Origin of the sequence: Buchnera aphidicola str. Bp (Baizongia pistaciae) (assembly GCF_000007725.1) — a bacterium.
In the GTDB taxonomy this organism is placed as follows: Bacteria; Pseudomonadota; Gammaproteobacteria; order Enterobacterales; family Enterobacteriaceae; genus Buchnera_B; species Buchnera_B aphidicola_H.
In genome coordinates this window covers 503402-523669 of sequence record NC_004545.1, presented here as the reverse complement: position 1 = coordinate 523669, position 20268 = coordinate 503402, and the positions used below count along the sequence as shown (strand labels likewise).

The window sequence follows — 20268 nt, the reverse complement described above, 5'->3', positions numbered from 1 at the left end:
AATGGAGTAGTTTATATGGTAGCTTTATATGATTATTATAAAAATAGTATATCTAAAAAATTGATGTTGAACTTTAATTATTCTTCGGTTATGCAAGTTCCTAAAATTGATAAAATTACTTTAAATATAGGAGTAGGAATTGCAACGATCGATAAAAAAAATTTAGATTTTGCAATATCTGATTTAACAAAAATTTCTGGTCAAAAACCTTTAATTACTAAGGCACGTAAATCTATTGCTAGCTTTAAAATTCGTAAGGGATATCCCATTGGTTGTAAAGTGACTTTGAGAGGCAATCGAAAGTGGGATTTTTTTGAACGTTTAATTTTTATTGTAATTCCAAGAATTCGAGATTTTCGTGGTTTTTCTAATAAATCTTTCGATGGAAAAGGAAATTATAGTATTGGTATTAAGGAACAAATTATTTTTCCAGAAATTGATTTTGATAAAATTGATCGTATTAGAGGAATTAATATTACGATTACTACTACTGCATTGTCTGATCGAGAAGGTTATGCTTTATTATCAGCTTTTAATTTTCCTTTTCGAACATAAATTTAAAATGGGACTGTAAAATATATGGCCAAACAATCTATGAAAGCTCGAGAAGTAAAAAGAATAAAATTAGCAAAAAAATTTTATTCTAGGAGAGAACATTTAAAATCAATTATTTCAGATTTGTCTGTGTTAGAACAGGATCGGTGGAAAGCTGTTTTAAAATTGCAAACATTTCCGCGTGATTCTAGTCCTATTCGTCAGCGAAATCGTTGTAGTCAAACAGGACGTCCTCATGCTTTTTTAAGAAAGTTTGGGTTGAGTAGAATTAAGGTACGTGAAGCTGCTATGCGTGGCGAAATTCCTGGTTTAAAAAAATCTAGTTGGTAAAAAGATTTATGTTTGTTTTTTGGAGAATAATATTATATGAGTATGCAAGATCCTATAGCAGATATGTTAACTAGAATTAGAAACGGTCAATTTGCTAGTAAGATTTCTGTAATTATGCCATCTTCTAAATTAAAAGTAAAAATTAGTATTTTATTAAAAGAAGAAGGTTATATTAAAGATTTTTCTGTAAATAGTACTAATAAACCTATATTAGAAATATTTTTAAAATATTTTAGAAGTAAACCTGTTATTGAAAATATAACTAGAGTTAGTTCTCCTAGTTTACGAATATATGCTAGAAATAATAAGTTACCTCAAGTTATGTCTGGTTTAGGCATTGTTATTATTTCTACATCTCAAGGGGTTTTAACTGATCAAGTAGCTCGCAAGAAAGGTTTAGGCGGTGAAATTATTTGCAATGTTTCATAGTATTTGGAGGATAAATGTCACGTATTGCTAAACAACCGATTGTTATTCCTTCTGATGTTAGTATTACATTGATTGGACAAATGGTCATTGTAAAGGGAAGTAAGGGTGAGTTAAAACGTTTGATTCATGATAGTGTTTTAGTAAAAAGCGTGAAGTCATGTTTAGTTTTTTCTAGTCGAATTAATAGTAGTGTTAAAGGTTGGGCACAGGCTGGAACTGCTAGATCTTTAGTTAATTCTATGATTCATGGAGTAACCGTAGGATTTTTTAAGAAACTTAAGTTATTTGGAGTAGGTTATAGAATTTCAATAAATAGTTCAAAAAATTTAAATATGTCTTTAGGATATTCTCATATTATTGAATACGTTTTACCTTTTGGTATTTTTGTAGAAAGTATTTCCCAAGCAGAAATAATTGTTAAAGGAATAAATAAACAGTTAGTTGGGCAGGTAGCTGCTAATTTGCGAGCATATAGAAAATCTGAACCTTATAAAGGAAAAGGTATTCGTTATAGTAATGAAATTGTGCGTGTTAAGGAGGCAAAAAAGAAGTAATATGATAATTTCAATAAATAAAAAAAAAGCTCGTCTTCGTAGAGCTGCAAGAACACGCTTTCAAATTAAGAAATTACATCTTATTCGTTTAGTTGTACATCGAACTTCTAAGCATATATATGCTCAGATTATAGATTCTAAGAACGCTCTAGTATTAACTAGTGCTTCTACTGTTGAAAAAGAAATACTTAATTTAGTGAAATATACTGGAAATATACATGCGTCTATTTGTATTGGAAAAAAAATTGCAGAACGAGCATTGATGAAGGGTATTATTAATGTTTCTTTTGATCGTTCTGGTTTTCAATATCATGGTCGGGTAAAGGCACTTGCAGATGCTGCAAGAGAATCTGGGCTTAAGTTTTGAGGTAGAAATTTTGAGTAACATTGGAAGAAATGTTAGTGGAGATTTAAAAGAAAAATTAATATCCGTGAATCGTGTTTCAAAAACAGTTAAAGGAGGAAGAATTTTTTCTTTTTCAGCATTAACAGTAGTTGGAGATGGTCATGGAAAAGTAGGATTTGGATATGGAAAAGCACGTGAAGTTCCTTCTGCTATTCAGAAAGCTATGGAAAAAGCACGTCGTAATATGATTCAAGTTCCGTTAAATAATGGCACATTACAATATTCTGTCACCGGTTCATATACGGGATCATATATTTTTATGAAGCCAGCTTCGAATGGTACAGGTATTATTGCTGGTGGAGCTATGAGATCTGTTTTAGAGGTAGCGGGTGTACACAATGTTTTAGCTAAAACTTATGGATCAACTAATCCTATTAATGTTGTACGTGCTACAATGCTAGTTTTAGAGAGTATGAAATCTCCGGAAATGATTGCATTAAAACGAAATAAATTAGTAAAAGAAATATTAGAGAATAGTTATTTATGATTAAGCTAATTAGTATTACTCAAATTAAGAGTTCTATAGGTCGTTTACCTAAACATAAAGCTACGTTATCTGGATTAGGATTACGTTATATTGGACATACAGTTCTTCGTAAGAACACTCCTTCTGTACGTGGAATGATAAAATTACTATCTTTTATGTTAAGAATTAATTAGGAATGTAATAATGTATTTAAATACTTTGTCTCCAAATTCTAAATCTCATAAAAAATCTAAAAGAGTTGGTAGAGGAATTGGGTCTGGTTTTGGAAAAACTTCTGGTAGAGGACATAAGGGACAAAAATCGCGTTCTGGTTGTAAAATACGAAGAGGTTTTGAAGGTGGGCAAATGCCGCTTTATAGGCGTATTCCAAAATTTGGTTTTGTTTCTTTAAAAAAAGAAAAAGTAGCTGAAGTAAGATTAGAAGATTTAAAAAATTTTTCTAATTGTATTATTAATTTACAATTTTTAAAAAAAACAGGTCTTATTAAAAAGAATATTAAATATGTTAAAATAATATCGTCTGGATCAATTATAACTAATATATTAATAATTCGTAATTTGTTTGTTTCTAAAAGTGTTCGTAATATTATTGAATCTTCTGGTGGTAAAATTGAAGAAAATAATTAATTGTGAGTTAATATGATAAAAAAAAAACTAGAAACTAAATTAAAAAATTTTGGTAATCAATTTAGCGAATTAAAACAAAGAATGTATTTTGTAATATTTTCGTTAATAGTATTTCGAATGGGTTCGTATATTCCTATTCCTGGAATTGATACTGTAGCTTTAGCTTCATTATTAGAACATCATAGAGGTACTATTATAGAAATGTTTAATATGTTTTCTGGTGGAGCTTTAAGTCGTGCGTCTATTTTTGCTTTAGGTATTATGCCGTTTATTTCTTCATCTATAATTGTACAAATATTAACTTTAATTCATCCAAAATTTATTGAAATGAAAAAAGATGGTGAACAAGGTCGTCATAGAATTAATAAATATATTAGATATATTACGTTAATATTAGCGGCATTACAGTCATTTGGAATGTCTATAAGTTTGCCTAATATACCTGGATTAAAAGACGTTATTATAGATCCAAGTATTTCTTTTTATGGCATAGCAATCATAAGTTTAATTACTGGTACTATTTTTTTAATGTGGTTGGGTGAGTTAATTACTGAAAAGGGTATTGGAAATGGTATTTCAATAATTATTTTTTCTGGTATTGTTTCAGGTTTACCTAGTTCTTTTTTAAATACTGTTGAAAAAGTTAGACAAGGAAGTTTGCATGTATTGTTATTTTGTTTCATCGGAATAGTAATATTTTTAGTAACCCTACTAGTTGTTTATATTGAGCGTAGTCAAAGAAAAATTACTATTAGTTATGCTAAAAGAAATTTAGGACATCGAACATATTCTATGAATAGTACGCATTTGCCGTTAAAATTAAATATGTCTGGTGTTATTCCAGCTATTTTTGCATCAAGTATTGTTTTGTTTCCTGCAACTATTGCATCTTGGTTTGGTAATAGAGACCATTTCAAATGGTTAGTCGATATTGTATTTTATTTGCAACCTACAAAACCTTTATATATATTAACTTATATTACTGCGATAATTTTCTTTTGTTTTTTTTATACAGGATTAGCTTTTAATCCTCGTGAAACTGCTGATAATTTAAAAAAATCTGGCGCTTTTATTCTTGGAATTCGACCTGGCGAAAAGACTGCTCAATATATTAATAAAATTATGTTACGTTTAACTTTTCTCGGTTCTATGTATATGGCTTTTATTTGTTTAGTTCCTGAACTTATGCGTTTTTTTATGGATGTTCCATTTTATTTTGGTGGTACTTCATTGCTTATTATAGTAGTGGTAATTATAGACTTTATATCTCAAGTACAGACATATATTATGTCTACGCAGTATGAATCAGTGCTTAAAAAAAATAAATTTAGATTTTAAATTTTTGTTCAAGACAATTGAGGTAATAATGAAAGTGCGTACTTCAGTTAAAAAGTTATGTAGAAATTGTAAAATAGTTCGTAGATATAATGTAGTTCGCGTAATTTGTAAATCAGAACCGAAACATAAACAACGTCAAGGTTAAAAAATATTAAATAGTTTTACAATTATAAGTATTTTAAAAGTTATGTATAAATTTAATTTTATGATAGGTTTGTATTAAAAGAGAATATTTTTTTATTGTATAAAATATAAAATATAAATAACGACATTTATAGGGGTTTATAGTGGCTCGTATTGCAGGTATTAACATTGCTAATCATAAACATGTTGTGGTTGCTTTAATGGATGTATATGGAATTGGTAAAACTAGGTCTAAATTAATTTGTTTACGAACAAATATTAGTGAAAGTATAAAAATTTTAGATTTAACTAAAGATCAGTTAGAACTATTGAGATGTGAAGTATTGAAATTTGTAGTTGAAGGAGATTTACGTCGTGAAGTAACGCTGAGTATCAAACGTTTACAAGATCTTAATTGTTATCGCGGTTCTCGTCATCGAAAAAAACTTCCAGTTCGTGGTCAAAGGACTAAAACAAATGCTAGAACTAGAAAAGGCCCGCGTAAGTTAATGAAAAAATAATCACAAAGGTAAAATAATATGGTAAAAGAACTAATTCGTGTAAAAAAACGTGTTAAAAAACAAATTTTAGATGGTATTGCACATATTCATGCATCATTTAATAATACTATAATTTCTATTAGTGATAAAAAAGGAAATGTTTTAGGATGGGCTACTTCAGGAGGATCTGGATTTCGAGGATCTAGAAAATCTACTCCATTTGCTGCTCAAGTTGCTGTTGAGCGTTGTGCAGATATTGTGAAAAGTTATGGTATAAAAAATTTAGAAGTAATGGTTAAAGGTCCAGGACCTGGTCGAGAATCTAGTATTAGAACTTTAAACACTATTGGATTTCGTATCATTAATATTACTGATGTGACTCCTATTCCTCATAATGGTTGTCGTTCTCCTAAAAAGCGTAGGGTTTAGTTTAGTTTTAATAAATAAGTTTAATTAAATAATTCAAAAGAGTTTAAAATGGCAAAATATTTAGGTCCAAAATTAAAATTATGTCGTAGGGAAAACACTGATTTATTTTTTAAATCAGGTATACGTGCAATTGATTCTAAATGTAAATTTGATCAGTTTCCTGGTCAACATGGTTCTAAAAGACAACGATTATCTGATTATGGTGTGCAGTTAAGAGAAAAACAAAAGGTTCGTAGATTATATGGTATTTTAGAAGCTCAATTCCGAAATTATTATAAACATGCGTCTAGATTAAAAGGAAATACTGGAGAGAATTTATTATTTCTTTTAGAAAATCGTTTAGATAATGTCACCTATAGAATAGGTTTTGGTTCTACTCGTGCTGAAGCACGTCAATTAGTTAGTCATAAATCTATATTAGTTAATAATTGTACGGTCAATATTCCTTCATATCAGGTTTCCCCTGGAGATGTAATTAGCATTCATAAAAATTCTAAATTACAATCTCGAATTAAAGCTGCGTTAGAATTGTCAGAACAACGCGAAACTCCAATTTGGATAGAAGTAGATTTTAACAAGATGCAAGGAATATATAAAAGAGTTCCTGAGCGTTCTGATTTATCTGCAGAAATCAATGAGTATTTAATTATTGAGCTTTATTCGAAGTAAAAGGTAAAAATTATTTTGAGGAATAATAATGCAGAGTTCTGTTACTGAGTTTTTAATACCACGATTAGTAAATATCGAACAAATTAGTATGACACATGTAAAAATTACTCTTGAGCCATTAGAACGAGGTTTTGGACACACGCTTGGAAATGCTTTACGTCGCATTTTGTTATCTTCAATGCCTGGATTTGCAGTTACTGAAGTAGAGATTGATGGAATTCTTCATGAGTATAGTACTAAAGAAGGTGTACAAGAAGATATTATTGAAATTTTGTTAAATTTAAAGGGATTAGCGATACGAGTATATGGAAAAGATCAAGTATATTTAACGTTAGTGAAGACAGGTATAGGAGTTGTAACTGCAGCTGACATTAATCATGGAAATGATGTAGAAATAATTAATTTAGATCATATTATTTGTACTCTTACATGTAAAAATGCATCTATATCTATGCGAATTAAGGTTCAATGCGGTCGAGGTTATGTTCCGGTTATTTCGAGGACAAATGTAATTAGTGATAATAAAGAAAATTATGTAGGAAAGCTATTAGTAGATGCTTGTTATAGTCCTGTAGAGCGCATGATATATAAAGTGGAAGCTGCACGTGTAGAAAAGAGAACAGATTTAGATAAATTAGTTATTGAAATGGAAACTAATGGAACTTTGGATCCAGAAGAAGCAATTCGTAGAGCTGCTACTATATTGTCTAATCAACTAGAGTCGTTTGTTTATTTAAGAGATATTAGAGAGCCTGAAATTAAAGAAGAAAAACCAGAATTTGATCCTATTTTACTCCGACCGGTAGATGATTTAGAATTAACTGTAAGATCTGCTAATTGTTTAAAGGCTGAAATGATTCATTATATTGGTGATTTAGTTCAAAAAACGGAAGTGGAATTGTTAAGAACACCTAATTTAGGAAAAAAATCTTTAACTGAAATTAAAGATGTATTAGCAGCAAAAAATTTATCTTTAGGTATGAATTTAGAAAATTGGCCTCCTGATAATATTTTAGACAATTAATTTGTTATTTAATTTATAAACTTTCTTTACTTATATGGAGTATTTCTAATTATGAGGCATAGAAAAATTGGACGTAGGTTTAACAAAAGTGCTACTCATGTTAAAGCTATGTTAAAAAATATGGTTTGTTCATTGTTTCGTTATGAAATGATAAAAACTACTGTATCTAAAGCAAAAGAACTTCGACGTGTCGCAGAACCTTTAATTACTTGTGCGAAAATAGATTCTGTTGCTAATCGTCGTTTGGTTTTTTCTAGAATTCGTGATAATAAAATAGTTTTTAAGTTATTTAGAGATTTAGGTCCACATTTTTTAGGTCAATTCGGTGGATATACTCGGATTTTAAGATGTGGATTTCGATCTGGTGATCAAGCACCTATGGCATATATTCAATTGATAAATCGAGTAAAAAATAAAAAAGAATTAGTGTATAAAAAATAAAATCATTTATTTATTATCTTTGTATTCAATTTGAGTAAAATATTATTTTTTAAAGGTAGTTATTAATTTTAATGTATTGCATTAATACAATAAATAAAACGTTGTTTGTTAAGATGGCGAGTTATAAATTGAAATTAATAGGGTTTAGTAAAATATGTAAAGTAGTTTATTTATAAATTAATGTGTTAATGAGTATATGATATATGTTATAAAAATTTCTGTTTTAGATTAAAGTTGTGTAAAAGGTATTTTAGTTAAATGTTTAGTAATAAAAATAAAGATATTGAAGTAATTGAAATTGAGATGATTTTTAAAATTATTTGTTTAGGTTAAAAAACAAATATAGTTTATGTGTTATGTATTTGGATATAATTATTTATTCTGAAAATGTTTTAAGAAGTTGAAATAGTTTAACTTAAATAATAATAGTAACTTATTTTAGGGAGATGAATATAATTCTTTTTAAATTTCTTATTTATTTTTAATGTTCCAAAAAGTATTATCAGAATTTCATTACATAAAGCAAAAACAGTTTTTGTTTATTTTTTTATAGTAATGAATGCGTTGTGTTTAAGTTATGTTGTTTCGCTAGAATGATTTTTTGTATATGAAATTACTGTTTTTTTGAGTTTTTAGTGAAATTCTAAAAACTATAGAAGAAACTGTATTATAACATAATTGTTATATTAGTTTTGTAGTTAAATGATTAAAGTGTATTGGTTGAAATAATTATTTCTGAATTATTATTATAAAATCAATATATTGATTTGTATATTTTAGTCATTTATTTTAAAAATATTGTTATTTATGTTGATTTATGTATTAAATATAAGTTTTAATGATGAAGTTATAAAATATTTTAAAAAATACGTAATAAAATTAATAGAATTATATATGTAATAAAAATTAATGAGTTGTCAAAAAATTTATAGAATATAATTTTTTGGGATGTTAAAAATTAATAATTATACATTTAAGAGCAGTTAGATTAAATAGGTGTTTTTATATTTGTAACTAATTGTGATAAAACAAATATTTTGGTTATGTTAACTAAAAATTTAGGTATAAATAGGGTATTTTATTTTAGTAATTAAAATTATTGTACAAGTTATGTTTAATGGTATTTAAATATTAATATAGTATTGTTTTTTTTAAAATTGTTTGTTAAAAAACAAATTAATAAATTTGTAATAATAAGATAAAATTTTATTTCAAAAAAATTTTTATTAAACTATAAATTTTTTGATATTAGTTTAATTATGTTTACGTATTGGTCAGTTTTGTTCCAGGTATACACCATTTATTTTTAGAATTGCATAAATTGTTGGCATGCATAATTTTTTTTCCAGGAAGTTGTACAGTCGTTATGTTGAGAATATTTTTACTAGTTTTAATTTGCATTCCATGTTTGTTTATTAAAATTATTTCTCCAATTTGGTATTTGTGTTGATTAAAGTGAATAATAACATTAGCTGACCATACTTTTATTGATAATTGATTGTTAATTTTAAAATAGCAAATTGGCCAGGGATTGTATGCTCTAATTGATCTTTCTAATTGGATAGCACTTTTTAACCATATTAGTTTCGCATCTTCTTTATTGATTTTGTTTGAATAGGTTGCTAAATTGCTTTGACGGATTGGGAAGTATGAACTTTTAAAATTTTTAAGTACTTGAATTAATCCTTGGCAACTTAATATTTTTAGCTTGTTTTGAAGAGTTACGCTAGTATCTGATTTATTAATGATACAAGATGATGAATAAATTATATCTCCTGTATCAATATTATTATTCATTTTTATGATTGTGATTCCTGTTAATTTATCTCCGTTTAGTAATGCGGATTGTATTGGGGAAGGACCTCTCCATCTTGGCAACAAAGATGTATGAACATTAATACCTCCTAATGGAAAAATATTCAGTATAAGTTGAGGGATAATTTTTCCGTATGAAACAACTATTATAATGTCTGCATTAAGGTTATATATTTGATTATAAAATGTACTAGTATTTAGTGCTGTTGGTTGAAAAACAGGTATTTTTAATTTTTTAGCTAGTTTTTTTGTTAATGATGAAGTAATTTGTTTTCCTCTTCCGAGAGGTTGATCTGGTTTAGTAATGACTCCTAAAATTTTGTGTGTAGTGTTAGTAACAAGAATTTTTAAATGATCTTTTGAAAATTTATCAGTGCCTGCAAAGACAATTTTAAGTGAATTTAGAGTGTTAAGAATCATATTATTTATTTTTTTTTAATAATTTTAAATTTGTTAAATTAGAAAGATAATCTATTAATAGTTTACCTATGAGGTGATCTATTTCGTGTTGAATACAAATAGATAAAGTAGAACTTGTTTTTAGTTTAATGCGTTTTCCAAAATAATTTAAAGCTGTAACTGTTATTTTTTTTGATCTAGATATTTCTGCTTGATAATTTGGTATTGACAAACACCCTTCTTGAATACTAGTTAATCCGCTTCTTTTAGTAATTTTGGGATTAATAAGAACGAGAGGATGGTTTAATTCTTCAATTTTATCTATGACTATAATTTGAAGAGGAATATTTACTTGAGTTGCTGCTAATCCAATTCCATTTTCATAATACATAGTATCAAACATATTAATTATGATGTTGTGTATTTTTGTATCTATTTTTGAAATTGGTTTAGCAATTATGCGTAGACGGTCATCGGGATATTTGAGTATTTTTAGCACTGACATAGTAATTTTAAAATTTTAAATTTAGTTTTTATTCTATTATAGAATAGTTTTATATAATTAGTAATTAAAATTCTCATTTTTAATTATTTTATCATTATTTTTTAAATTTTATTTAGACATTTTATTAAAATTCTAAAGTAAAGTAAAATTTAACATAAGGGGTTTAAGATTAGTGAATATTCTTTCATTATCTGAATGTGTTGATAGATTACGAAAAAATTTAGTTATAGCTTACCCAACTGAATCGGTATTAGGATTAGGTTGTAATCCTGAAAGTATAGACGCAGTAAAAGTGTTATTAAAATTAAAAAAGCGAAAATTGAATAAGGGATTTATATTAGTTGCATCGCATTTTAATCAGATTAGATCTTATATTTCTGAAAGTAAACTTTCTATTTATCATAAAAAAATTTTATATAGTAGTTGGCCTGATACTATTACTTATTTGTTACCAGCCAAATCTTTTGTGCCTGATTGGTTAACTGGAAGGTCTAATTTTTTAGGAATTCGTATTAGCGCTCATAATGGTATTAATAAATTGTGTAGTGCGTTCGGTAAGGCTATAATATCTACTAGTGCTAATATTTCTGGAAGAAATCCGTGTAGAACGTATGAAGAATTTTTAAAACAGTTTGGTACTACTGTTCCTATTTTATGTGGACCATTAGGTACCAGGAAAAATCCATCTAAAATTTTAAATATAATAAATGGAAGTTTAATTAGACATGGTTAAACATTGTATAGATCAGTTTTGTGTGTTTGGAAATCCTATTAATCATACTCAATCACCATATATTCATAGTTTGTTTTCAAAACAAACTGGAATTGTTTATGAATATAGTGCACGGTTAGTTCCGTTTAAAGAATTTAATAGTTATGTTTTGAATTTTTTTCTAAATAAAGGTAAAGGTGCTAATATTACTGTTCCATTTAAAGAAAATGCATATGTAATATCTAATAATTTGACAATAAGAGCTAAAATGTCTCGTGCTGTGAACACTTTTAAAAAATTACATAATAATAAAATTTTAGGAGACAACACTGATGGAATAGGAGTTTTACATGACTTAAAAAGAATAAAATTTATAAAGTCAAAGTTTAATCGTGTTTTATTAATTGGTGCGGGAGGTGCAGCTCGAGGTATAATATTTTCATTGTTATCATATGGTTGTAGTATTGTTGTTTTAAATAGAACAATAACAAGAGCTCTTCAACTAGTTGAAGATTTTAAAAATGTAGGTTCTATTTCTATTTTTAAAGAAAAATTTGCATCTAATTATTCTTTTAATTTAATTATTAATGCTACAACAATAAATATATGTCAAAATAGTAATTTGAGTACCATTAAATCTTTAATACATAAAGATGTTTATTGTTATGATATAAATTATTCTATAAAACACAAGTATACTGAATTTTTATTATGGTGTATAAAAAATGGTGCAATATGTGTTTCTAATGGTATTGGTATGTTGGTGAGTCAAGCAGCACACTCATTTTATTTATGGTATGGTATTTTACCGGAAACAAATTCTATAATTTGTAAGTTGAATAGACAGTTTTATATGCTTTAAAACGTTTTAATATACATAATAGGATATTCAGAGATATGATTTAATTAATATAACTATAACTTCTAAGTGTTTTTTACGAGGTTGTAATATTTAATTTAAAAATTTAAAAAAAAACTTGACTCTTTTTTTTCATTATGTAACATAGAAATGTAGAATGATATATTTAGTTCATTTTTAAATAAATTATAAGTATTTTTTTATAAGGTCCCCTTCGTCTAGAGGACTAGGACATCGCCCTTTCACGGCGATAACAGGGGTTCAAATCCCCTAGGGGACAAGTGATTAATAAAATAATTTAATTTATTTGTATACTATGTTCATTGAATATGTTATTCTTTATTAGTTTTAGCAATAGTTAAGTTTGAGTTATGTTCTTTAAAAATTCGGAATCAAGAAGATTATATTAAATTTTACAATAAACATCTGTGGGTTGTAGGGTTAAGCGTAAAAGCGTACATGGTGAATGCCTTGGCAGTCAGAGGCGATGAAGGACGTGCTAATCTGCGAAAAGCGTCGGCAAGTTGATATGAAACGTTAATAACCGACGATATCCGAATGGGGAAACCTGATACTTTATATAAGTATCATTATTAATTGAATACATAGATTAGTAAAGCAAACCAAGAGAACTGAAACATCTAAGTATCTTGAGGAAAAGAAATCAAACGAGATTCCCTAAGTAGTGGCGAGCGAAATGGGAGGAGCCTAGAACATAGTTATATTTTTAGTTGTTAGTAGAATAATTTGGAAAGATTAACGATACAAGGTGATAGTCCTGTATACGAAAACAATTTATTTATACGTTCGAAAAGTAGGGCGAGACACGAGAAATCTTGTCTGAATATGGGGGGACCATCCTCTAAGGCTAAATACTCCTGACTGACCGATAGTGAACTAGTACCGTAAGGGAAAGGCGAAAAGAACCCCGGTTAGGGGAGTGAAATAGAACCTGAAACCGTGTACGTACAAGCAGTAGGAGCTTTTTTTAGGAGTGACTGCGTACCTTTTGTATAATGGGTCAGCGACTTGTATTCTGTAGCAAGGTTAACCGAGTTAAGGGGAGCCGTAGGGAAACCGAGTCTTAATTGGGCGAATTAGTTTCAGGATACAGACCCGAAACCCGGTGATCTAGCCACGGGCAGGTTGAAGGTTAGGTAAAACTGACTGGAGGACCGAACCGACTGATGTTGAAAAATCAGCGGATGACCTATGGCTAGGGGTGAAAGGCCAATCAAACCGGGAGATAGCTGGTTCTCCTCGAAAGCTATTTAGGTAGCGCCTCGTAAATTCATCTTCTGGGGTAGAGCACTGTTTCGGCTAGGGAGCCATCCCGGCTTACCAATCCGATGCAAACTCCGAATACGGAAGAATGTTATTACGGGAGACACACAGCGGGTGCTAACGTTCGTTGTGGAAAGGGAAACAACCCAGACCGCCAGCTAAGGTCCTAAAATCATAATTAAGTGGGAAACGATGTGAGAAGGCATAAACAGCCAGGATGTTGGCTTAGAAGCAGCCATCATTTAAAGAAAGCGTAATAGCTCACTGGTCGAGTCGGCTTGCGCGGAAGATTTAACGGGGCTAAAATTATGTACCGAAGCTGCGGCAACAAAATATGTTTTTTTGTTGGGTAGAGGAGCGTTCTGTAAGCCAGTGAAGATATATTGTAAAGTATATTGGAGGTATCAGAAGTGCGAATGCTGACATGAGTAACGATAAAACAGGTGAAAAACCTGTTCGCCGAAATACTAAGGTTTCCTGTCCAACGGTAATCGGGGCAGGGTGAGCCGACCCCTAAGGTGAGGCCGAAAGGCGTAATCGATGGATAACAGGTTAATATTCCTGTGCTCAATGTTATTTGCGAAGTGGGGACGAAGAAGGTTAAGTTATCCAGGTGACGGTTATCCTGGTTTAAGCGTGTACGTATGAAGATTAGGAAAATCCGGTCTTCTTTTAAAATACAAGGCGTGATGACGAGTCATTACGGTGACGAAGTAATCTATACCATACTTCCAAGAAAAGCCTCTAAGCTATAAGTAATATTGAATCGTACTAAAACCGACACAGGTAGTTAAGTAGAGCATACTAAGGCGCTTGAGAGAACTTGGGTGAAGGAACTAGGCAAAATAGTGCCGTAACTTCGGGAGAAGGCACACTGGTAGTAAGTGAATAAAATTTACTTTTATAAGCTGAATCCAGTCTAAGATAACAGCTGGCTGCAACTGTTTATTAAAAACACAGCACTGTGCAAACACGAAAGTGGAAGTATACGGTGTGACGCCTGCCCGGTGCCGGAAGGTTAATCGAAGGAGTTAAAGGCAACTTAAAGCTCTAGACTGAAGCCCCGGTAAACGGCGGCCGTAACTATAACGGTCCTAAGGTAGCGAAATTCCTTGTCGGGTAAGTTCCGACCTGCACGAATGGCGTAATGATGGCCAGGCTGTCTCCACCCAAGACTCAGTGAAATTGAAATTTCTGTGAAGATGCAGTATACCCGCGGCAAGACGGAAAGACCCCGTGAACCTTTACTATAGCTTGACACTGAAAATTTATTTTTAATGTGTAGGATAGGTGGGAGACAATGAATCTTAGACGCTAGTTTAAGTGGAGTCAACCTTGAAATACCACCCTTTAATGATTAGTTTTCTAACCTAATACCGTAATCCGGTATAGAGACAGTGTCTGGTGGGTAGTTTGACTGGGGCGGTCTCCTCCCAAAGAGTAACGGAGGAGTACAAAGATTGGCTAATTACGGTTGGACATCGTAAGGTTAGTGCAAAGGCATAAGCCAGTTTAACTGCGAGCGTGATAATGCGAGCAGATGCGAAAGCAGGTCTTAGTGATCCGGTGGTGCTGTATGGAAAGGCCATCGCTCAACAAATAAAAGGTACTCCGGGGATAACAGGCTGATACCGCCCAAGAGTTCATATCGACGGCGGTGTTTGGCACCTCGATGTCGGCTCATCACATCCTGGGGCTGAAGCAGGTCCCAAGGGTATGGCTGTTCGCCATTTAAAGTGGTACGCGAGCTGGGTTTAGAACGTCGTGAGACAGTTCGGTCCCTATCTGCCGTGGGCGTAGGAAGATTGAGGAGGGCTACTTCTAGTACGAGAGGACCGAAGTGGACGCATCTCTGGTGTTCGGGTTGTCATGCCAATGGCATTGCCCGGTAGCTAAATGCGGAAAAGATAAGTGCTGAAAGCATATAAGCGCGAAACTTGCTCCAAGATTAGTCTTCCCTGAAACTTATATTTTGGTTTACTGAAGGGACGTTGAAGACTACGACGTTGATAGGCTGGATGTGTAAGCGTAGTAATATGTTTAGCTAACCAGTACTAATGACCCGAGAGGCTTAACCTTACAACACCAGAGGTGTTTAAATAAAATTTAAATAAAATATTCTTGCAATCCGATATATTTTCTTAAACATTTATTATTTACATTTTTTAAGAATATTAAACCTGGTAAAAATAGTGTTATGGTACCACCTGAAACCATGCCGAACTCAGAAGTGAAACATTTCAACGCCGATGGTAGTGCAGGGTATCCCTGTGTGAGAGTAGGACATTACCAGGTTTCAAAAATCCGAAATCTAAATTCGGATTTTTTTTTGTATTGATAAAAGCTTTATTTATTTAAAAAAGTAAATTCTATAAAAAATTTTATTTTTTTTACGAAAAATTTAGAATTTATAGAATAGATACTAGCTAACAGATAATTTACGTGTTAATCTATCTTTTAGTTTATATAGTATTTATTTATAATAATTTAACATAGATTAGTTATAAATAAAATAATCTACAATTCGTTGTACTAACTTGTAATTTAAAGTTTAGTGTATATTTTTTCATGTGAAGGTAATATAGATGTCCAAGATTAAAGGTAATGTAAAATGGTTTAATGAATCTAAAGGGTTTGGTTTCATTACTCCTGAAGATGGAAGCAAAGATGTTTTTGTTCATTTTTCAGCTATCCAAAGCAACGGATTTAAGACTTTATCAGAAGGTCAAAGTGTTGAATTCGAAATTACCGAAGGAGCAAAAGGGCCATCAGCGGCTAATGTGATTAGTTTATAATTTTATTAAAATTATTTTAAAAATATTTTAATGTCGTAATGCAGCGCTAGTAATAAAGCTGCATTACATTTTTATATTTTGTCTGGTGTTTGGAGTGATTATTTTTTTGTGCATTTTTATTTATAAGACCATTCTAACTATATTAATATTACTTAATTCATAATAGAGACTTTCTATTTCTTCAAAGGTATTAGCACATATAGTAATGGAGATAGACAAATAATTTCCTTTATTGCTAGATTTTATTTGAGGAACATAATCTCCAGGTAATTTACATTGAATTATTTTAACTATTTTATCAACAAGTTCTGGTTGTGCTAATCCAATTACTTTATATGTAAATAAACAAGGAAATTTTAACATTTTTTCTAGTTTATTTTTTCTCATTTTTATTCCTATTTTGAATTTATATAGAAAATTGTCGTATTTGTTTAATAAGAGTTTTTTTTAAATATTTTATTTTTAGGAATTAATTTTGTTAGTTTTTTTGTAATAAGATAAAAATTTATTTTTTTGATAAATTTTAAAAATTAAAAATTTAATTATTTTTCATTATAATATTAAAAATTTTAGGTTGAATATTAAGAATACATAATTGTGTAGAAATTATTATAAGTTGTTAGAGTTTAGTGCAGTTAGGTTAGATAAAAATAATACCTCTAGCCATAATAGTTTAGGATCATGTGTTTTGTTTTTTTATGTTAATTTTAATTGTAATAGTTTTTTATATATATTTTTGCATTTATATAAAATTTTATCATATTATATAGTAATAATCTTTTTTCTTTTATGAAATTTAATACTATGTTAAAAATTTTTAATTCTTACACGCGATTACAAGAACAGTTAGAAGTAGATAAAAAAAAAACAATTAATATGTACGTGTGCGGCATTACAGCTTATGATTTTTGTCATATTGGTCATGGTAGAACATTCATATTTTTTGATGTAGTAGTACGTTATTTACGTTCCCTAGGATATGCATTAAAATATGTTCGCAATATTACAGATATTGATGATAAAATTATTGCTGCATCTTTAAAAAATAATGAAAGTTATATAAGTTTATCTAATCGAATGATTTCTAATATGAAGGATGATTTTTCTGCATTAAATATTTTGCCTCCAGATAGTGAACCTCGTGTTACAGAAAATATTAGTGATATTATTAAATTTATTTCTATTTTATTAAATAAAAAGCATGCGTATGTAGCATGCAATGGTGATATTATGTTTTCTGTAAGCAGTTATTTAAATTATGGTGCATTATCTAATCAATTTTCAAAAATATTAAATAAAGAAATTAATATTTCACATTATTCTACTAAGAAAAATATTGCAGATTTTGCATTATGGAAAACTTCGAAAAGTAGTATATTTGTTGGTTGGAATTCTCCTTGGGGTAATGGACGACCTGGTTGGCACATTGAATGTTCATCTATGTGCAGATCTGCATTTAAAAATAAAATAGATATTCATGGGGGAGGTGTAGACTTATTATTTCCCCATCATGAAAATGAGTTAGCACAATCGGTTTGTATTGATAGTAATTTTTCTATAAAACATTGGATGCATACAGGATTAGTGATTATTAATAATGAAAAGATGTCAAAATCATTGAATAATACCTTGTTATTAAGAGATTTATTAACTCAATATGATTCAGAAATTATTCGATTTTTTTTATTGTCTACTCATTATAGGCACCCTTTGTATTTTTGTTACAAAAATTTGAGTAATTCGAGTAAATTATTGAAAAAGTTATATTTGTCTTTACGTGGAGTAGATTTTGACATAAAGGGTCTTGATATTGTTGATAATTTTAAAACTGATTTTTATAAAGCTATGAATAGTGATTTTAACACTCCATTGGCTTTGTCAATATTATTGAGGTTATCTAAAGAAATAAATAAATTTAAATTAATAGATAGCAATAAGGCTAGTCAGTTAGCTAGTAAATTACGACAATTAGGAAGTATTTTAGGAATTTTATTAAAAGATCCAGAATATTTTTTACAGAATAACTTTAATTGTAATAATAGTATCATAGGGAAAATAAATAGTTTAATATATGAACGAGATAAAGCTAGACGAGTTAAAGATTGGGTTAGAGCTGATAGAATACGCAAAGAATTATTGGAATTAGGCATAGTATTAGAGGATACTAGTTTTAACACTTTTTGGAGATCATTGCAGTAAATGTGTAATGATAGATTTTATTTGCAATCTTTAGATATTTGTTCATAAGCTTTTAAAGTATTATTTAATAGTGTAATTACAGTCATAGGACCTACTCCACCAGGGACTGGTGTAATGTATGATGATTTTTTGTATGCTGTTTTAAAATCTACGTCACCTACTATTTCTCCATTTTTTAGACGATTTATTCCTACGTCAATAACGATAGCTCCCTTTTTAATCCAAGTACCTTTTAAAAAATGGGCGTGCCCAATGGCTATAACTATTAGATCAGCTTGTTTTACGTAGTGTTTGAGATTTTTTGTAAATCTGTGCGTGATTGTAGTAGTACACCCGGCCAGTAATAATTCCATACTCATGGGCCTTCCTACAATATTTGAAGCTCCTATAACTACTGCGTGTAATCCTCGAATTTTTATTTTATAATGTTTCAGCATCGTAATTATTCCGAAAGGTGTGCAAGGACGTAAGTAAGGTGATTTTTGGCATAGAGAACCTATGTTATATGGATGAAAACCATCTACATCTTTGGTAGGAATAATACTACTAAATAATTTTTGATTGTTTATGTTCGGGGGTATGGGTAATTGTACTAAAATTCCATCAATAGTAGTATCATAATTTAGTTTATAAATAAGATTAAGAATTTTTGATTCTTGTATATTTTTTGAAAATTTCCAAAATTTTGATATAAATCCTACTTGTTCGCACATGAAACGTTTTTTTTTAACGTAAATTGTGGATGCAGAGTTAGATCCTATTAAAATAACAGCTAAACCGGGTGGTCTTTGTCCTAAAGAAAGTTTATAATTAACTTGTTTTAGGATTTTGAATTCTAATTTTTTTGCAATGCGTGTTCCGTTTAAAACTTTTTTTAGCATATTAGTGTACACTCAATTTAAAAAAAAATTTATTTTATTAAAATTAATGGTATTATATTATTTAATGTATGTATAAATCGAAATAAAACAAGTAAGTATTTGCGCTCTTAGCTCAGATGGATAGAGCAACGGCCTTCTAAGCCGTAGGTCATAGGTTCGAATCCTATAGAGCGCAGAGAAAAACATAAGGATATTATAATTTTTTAATTCGCTTAGTATATTAAAGTTTATTTTCAAGAATTTTTTTTATTTCGATATTAACATTTTTAATTGTATTTTGACTATTTATTTCATGATATTTAAGACTTTTATGTTTTTGTTCGTTTATGTAAAAATCTTTAAGATAAACAATGTTTTTTTTATGTTCTTTTAGTCGTTTTAGAATTATAGGATATTGATCGTCAAGTCTACTTTTTAAGGTATTTATTTTAAGATTTTTTAATTCTGAATTTTTTTGTATTACATTATTGTATATGGTTCCTGTTATTGGATTAATTGTCCTGGTTTGTATTCTTTTAAAAATCAACTTTGTTGGTAATATAAATTCAAAGACATAATCTATTTGTATATTAGTATTTTTTAAATTTTTTGCTTGTTTTATTGTTCTTGGAAATCCATCTAAAATAAATCCATTTGTATAATTTTTATGAAGAATTTCATTTGTAATTATTTTAATGATTATAGTGTCTGGAACTAATTTTCCTGAATTTATAATATTTTTTATTTTTTCTCCAAACAATGTTTTTTTTGTACTAATCTTTCGTAATATATGTCCAGTAGAAATCACAGGAAGCATATATTTTTTTGACAGAAGCTCTGCTTGTGTTCCTTTTCCTGTTCCAGGCCCTCCAATTAAAACGATATGCATAATTTGTCCTTGTTAAATTTTGAATGATTGTTTGTTTGA

General features: G+C 29.3%; 24 protein-coding genes, 2 tRNA genes and 2 rRNA genes. 23 read left to right on the top strand and 5 right to left on the bottom strand.

Annotation, left to right across the window (positions count from 1 at the left end; translation table 11 throughout):
• Positions 1-15: 15 nt before the first annotated feature.
• From rplE to rplQ, 15 genes are all read left to right on the top strand, one after another.
• Entirely contained in the window at positions 16-555 is a 540-nt protein-coding gene (gene rplE, locus BBP_RS02285; RefSeq protein WP_011091562.1) for a 50S ribosomal protein L5, read from the top strand.
• Between the two features lie 24 nt (positions 556-579).
• Entirely contained in the window at positions 580-885 is a 306-nt protein-coding gene (gene rpsN, locus BBP_RS02280) for a 30S ribosomal protein S14 (RefSeq protein ID WP_011091561.1), read from the top strand.
• 36 nt (positions 886-921) lie between these two features.
• Positions 922-1314 (top strand): 30S ribosomal protein S8, encoded by a 393-nt coding sequence (gene rpsH / locus BBP_RS02275; RefSeq protein WP_011091560.1) that lies wholly within the window; start codon positions 922-924, stop codon positions 1312-1314.
• A 14-nt stretch (positions 1315-1328) separates the two neighbouring features.
• Positions 1329-1868 carry a 50S ribosomal protein L6 gene (rplF, locus tag BBP_RS02270; protein WP_011091559.1) on the top strand — a complete coding sequence of 180 codons (540 nt, stop codon included), beginning with the start codon at positions 1329-1331 and terminating at the stop codon, positions 1866-1868.
• Between the two features lie 13 nt (positions 1869-1881).
• Positions 1882-2235: a 50S ribosomal protein L18 gene (gene rplR, locus BBP_RS02265; RefSeq protein WP_044010659.1), complete on the top strand. Its 354-nt coding sequence runs from the start codon at positions 1882-1884 to the stop codon at positions 2233-2235.
• Positions 2204-2761, top strand: a complete 558-nt coding sequence (gene rpsE, locus BBP_RS02260) for a 30S ribosomal protein S5 (protein ID WP_011091557.1) — start codon at positions 2204-2206, stop codon at positions 2759-2761. The genes rplR and rpsE overlap by 32 nt, the downstream gene beginning before the upstream one ends.
• Positions 2758-2934, top strand: a complete 177-nt coding sequence (rpmD, locus tag BBP_RS02255; RefSeq protein ID WP_011091556.1) for a 50S ribosomal protein L30 — start codon at positions 2758-2760, stop codon at positions 2932-2934. Before rpsE ends, rpmD begins: the two co-directional genes overlap by 4 nt.
• A 10-nt stretch (positions 2935-2944) precedes the next feature.
• Positions 2945-3388: a 50S ribosomal protein L15 gene (rplO, locus tag BBP_RS02250; RefSeq protein ID WP_011091555.1), complete on the top strand. Its 444-nt coding sequence runs from the start codon at positions 2945-2947 to the stop codon at positions 3386-3388.
• A 12-nt stretch (positions 3389-3400) separates the two neighbouring features.
• The gene (gene secY / locus BBP_RS02245) at positions 3401-4726 is read left to right on the top strand and encodes a preprotein translocase subunit SecY (protein ID WP_011091554.1); all 1326 of its coding nucleotides are present in this window, start codon (positions 3401-3403) and stop codon (positions 4724-4726) included.
• 28 nt (positions 4727-4754) lie between these two features.
• A complete protein-coding gene (gene rpmJ, locus BBP_RS02240; RefSeq protein WP_011091553.1) occupies positions 4755-4871 on the top strand; it encodes a 50S ribosomal protein L36 in 117 nt (38 codons plus the stop codon).
• 142 nt (positions 4872-5013) lie between these two features.
• Positions 5014-5370: a 30S ribosomal protein S13 gene (gene rpsM / locus BBP_RS02235; protein WP_011091552.1), complete on the top strand. Its 357-nt coding sequence runs from the start codon at positions 5014-5016 to the stop codon at positions 5368-5370.
• Positions 5371-5388: 18 nt separating this feature from the next.
• Positions 5389-5778 carry a 30S ribosomal protein S11 gene (gene rpsK / locus BBP_RS02230; RefSeq protein ID WP_011091551.1) on the top strand — a complete coding sequence of 130 codons (390 nt, stop codon included), beginning with the start codon at positions 5389-5391 and terminating at the stop codon, positions 5776-5778.
• Positions 5779-5826: 48 nt separating this feature from the next.
• Positions 5827-6447, top strand: coding sequence for a 30S ribosomal protein S4 (gene rpsD, locus BBP_RS02225; protein ID WP_011091550.1), 621 nt, complete (start codon positions 5827-5829; stop codon positions 6445-6447).
• Positions 6448-6475: 28 nt separating this feature from the next.
• Positions 6476-7471 carry a DNA-directed RNA polymerase subunit alpha gene (locus tag BBP_RS02220; protein WP_011091549.1) on the top strand — a complete coding sequence of 332 codons (996 nt, stop codon included), beginning with the start codon at positions 6476-6478 and terminating at the stop codon, positions 7469-7471.
• 51 nt (positions 7472-7522) lie between these two features.
• On the top strand, positions 7523-7912 hold the full coding sequence (gene rplQ, locus BBP_RS02215; RefSeq protein WP_011091548.1) for a 50S ribosomal protein L17: 390 nt from the start codon (positions 7523-7525) through the stop codon (positions 7910-7912).
• 1263 nt (positions 7913-9175) lie between these two features.
• On the opposite strand, the gene fmt is transcribed toward rplQ, so the two are convergent.
• Positions 9176-10147 (bottom strand): methionyl-tRNA formyltransferase, encoded by a 972-nt coding sequence (gene fmt, locus BBP_RS02210; RefSeq protein WP_011091547.1) that lies wholly within the window; start codon positions 10145-10147, stop codon positions 9176-9178.
• Between the two features lies 1 nt (position 10148).
• A complete protein-coding gene (def, locus tag BBP_RS02205) occupies positions 10149-10631 on the bottom strand; it encodes a peptide deformylase (RefSeq protein WP_011091546.1) in 483 nt (160 codons plus the stop codon).
• A 172-nt stretch (positions 10632-10803) separates the two neighbouring features.
• Here def and BBP_RS02200 point away from each other — a divergent pair, with 172 nt between their 5' ends.
• The 6 genes from BBP_RS02200 (at position 10804) to cspE (ending at position 16281) form a co-directional block, all read left to right on the top strand.
• Positions 10804-11364: an L-threonylcarbamoyladenylate synthase type 1 TsaC gene (locus BBP_RS02200; RefSeq protein ID WP_011091545.1), complete on the top strand. Its 561-nt coding sequence runs from the start codon at positions 10804-10806 to the stop codon at positions 11362-11364.
• Positions 11357-12205 carry a shikimate dehydrogenase gene (aroE, locus tag BBP_RS02195; RefSeq protein WP_011091544.1) on the top strand — a complete coding sequence of 283 codons (849 nt, stop codon included), beginning with the start codon at positions 11357-11359 and terminating at the stop codon, positions 12203-12205. The genes BBP_RS02200 and aroE overlap by 8 nt, the downstream gene beginning before the upstream one ends.
• A 204-nt stretch (positions 12206-12409) precedes the next feature.
• Positions 12410-12482: transfer RNA gene (locus tag BBP_RS02190), tRNA-Glu, on the top strand.
• A gap of 159 nt (positions 12483-12641) precedes the next feature.
• Positions 12642-15565, top strand: a 23S ribosomal RNA gene (locus BBP_RS02185).
• A 100-nt stretch (positions 15566-15665) separates the two neighbouring features.
• A 5S ribosomal RNA gene (gene rrf / locus BBP_RS02180) occupies positions 15666-15781 on the top strand.
• A 290-nt stretch (positions 15782-16071) separates the two neighbouring features.
• Positions 16072-16281, top strand: coding sequence for a transcription antiterminator/RNA stability regulator CspE (cspE, locus tag BBP_RS02175; protein WP_011091543.1), 210 nt, complete (start codon positions 16072-16074; stop codon positions 16279-16281).
• 120 nt (positions 16282-16401) lie between these two features.
• Here cspE and ybeD read toward each other — a convergent pair whose 3' ends face one another.
• Positions 16402-16668, bottom strand: a complete 267-nt coding sequence (gene ybeD, locus BBP_RS02170) for a DUF493 family protein YbeD (protein WP_011091542.1) — start codon at positions 16666-16668, stop codon at positions 16402-16404.
• 417 nt (positions 16669-17085) lie between these two features.
• Between ybeD and cysS the strand changes: the two genes are divergently transcribed.
• A complete protein-coding gene (gene cysS / locus BBP_RS02165) occupies positions 17086-18480 on the top strand; it encodes a cysteine--tRNA ligase (RefSeq protein WP_044010656.1) in 1395 nt (464 codons plus the stop codon).
• A 17-nt stretch (positions 18481-18497) separates the two neighbouring features.
• Here cysS and folD read toward each other — a convergent pair whose 3' ends face one another.
• The gene (gene folD, locus BBP_RS02160) at positions 18498-19361 is read right to left on the bottom strand and encodes a bifunctional methylenetetrahydrofolate dehydrogenase/methenyltetrahydrofolate cyclohydrolase FolD (RefSeq protein WP_011091540.1); all 864 of its coding nucleotides are present in this window, start codon (positions 19359-19361) and stop codon (positions 18498-18500) included.
• A gap of 101 nt (positions 19362-19462) precedes the next feature.
• Between folD and BBP_RS02155 the strand changes: the two genes are divergently transcribed.
• Positions 19463-19536, top strand: a tRNA-Arg gene (locus BBP_RS02155).
• Positions 19537-19581: 45 nt separating this feature from the next.
• Here BBP_RS02155 and BBP_RS02150 read toward each other — a convergent pair.
• On the bottom strand, positions 19582-20229 hold the full coding sequence (locus tag BBP_RS02150) for a nucleoside monophosphate kinase (protein WP_011091539.1): 648 nt from the start codon (positions 20227-20229) through the stop codon (positions 19582-19584).
• Positions 20230-20268: the final 39 nt, after the last annotated feature.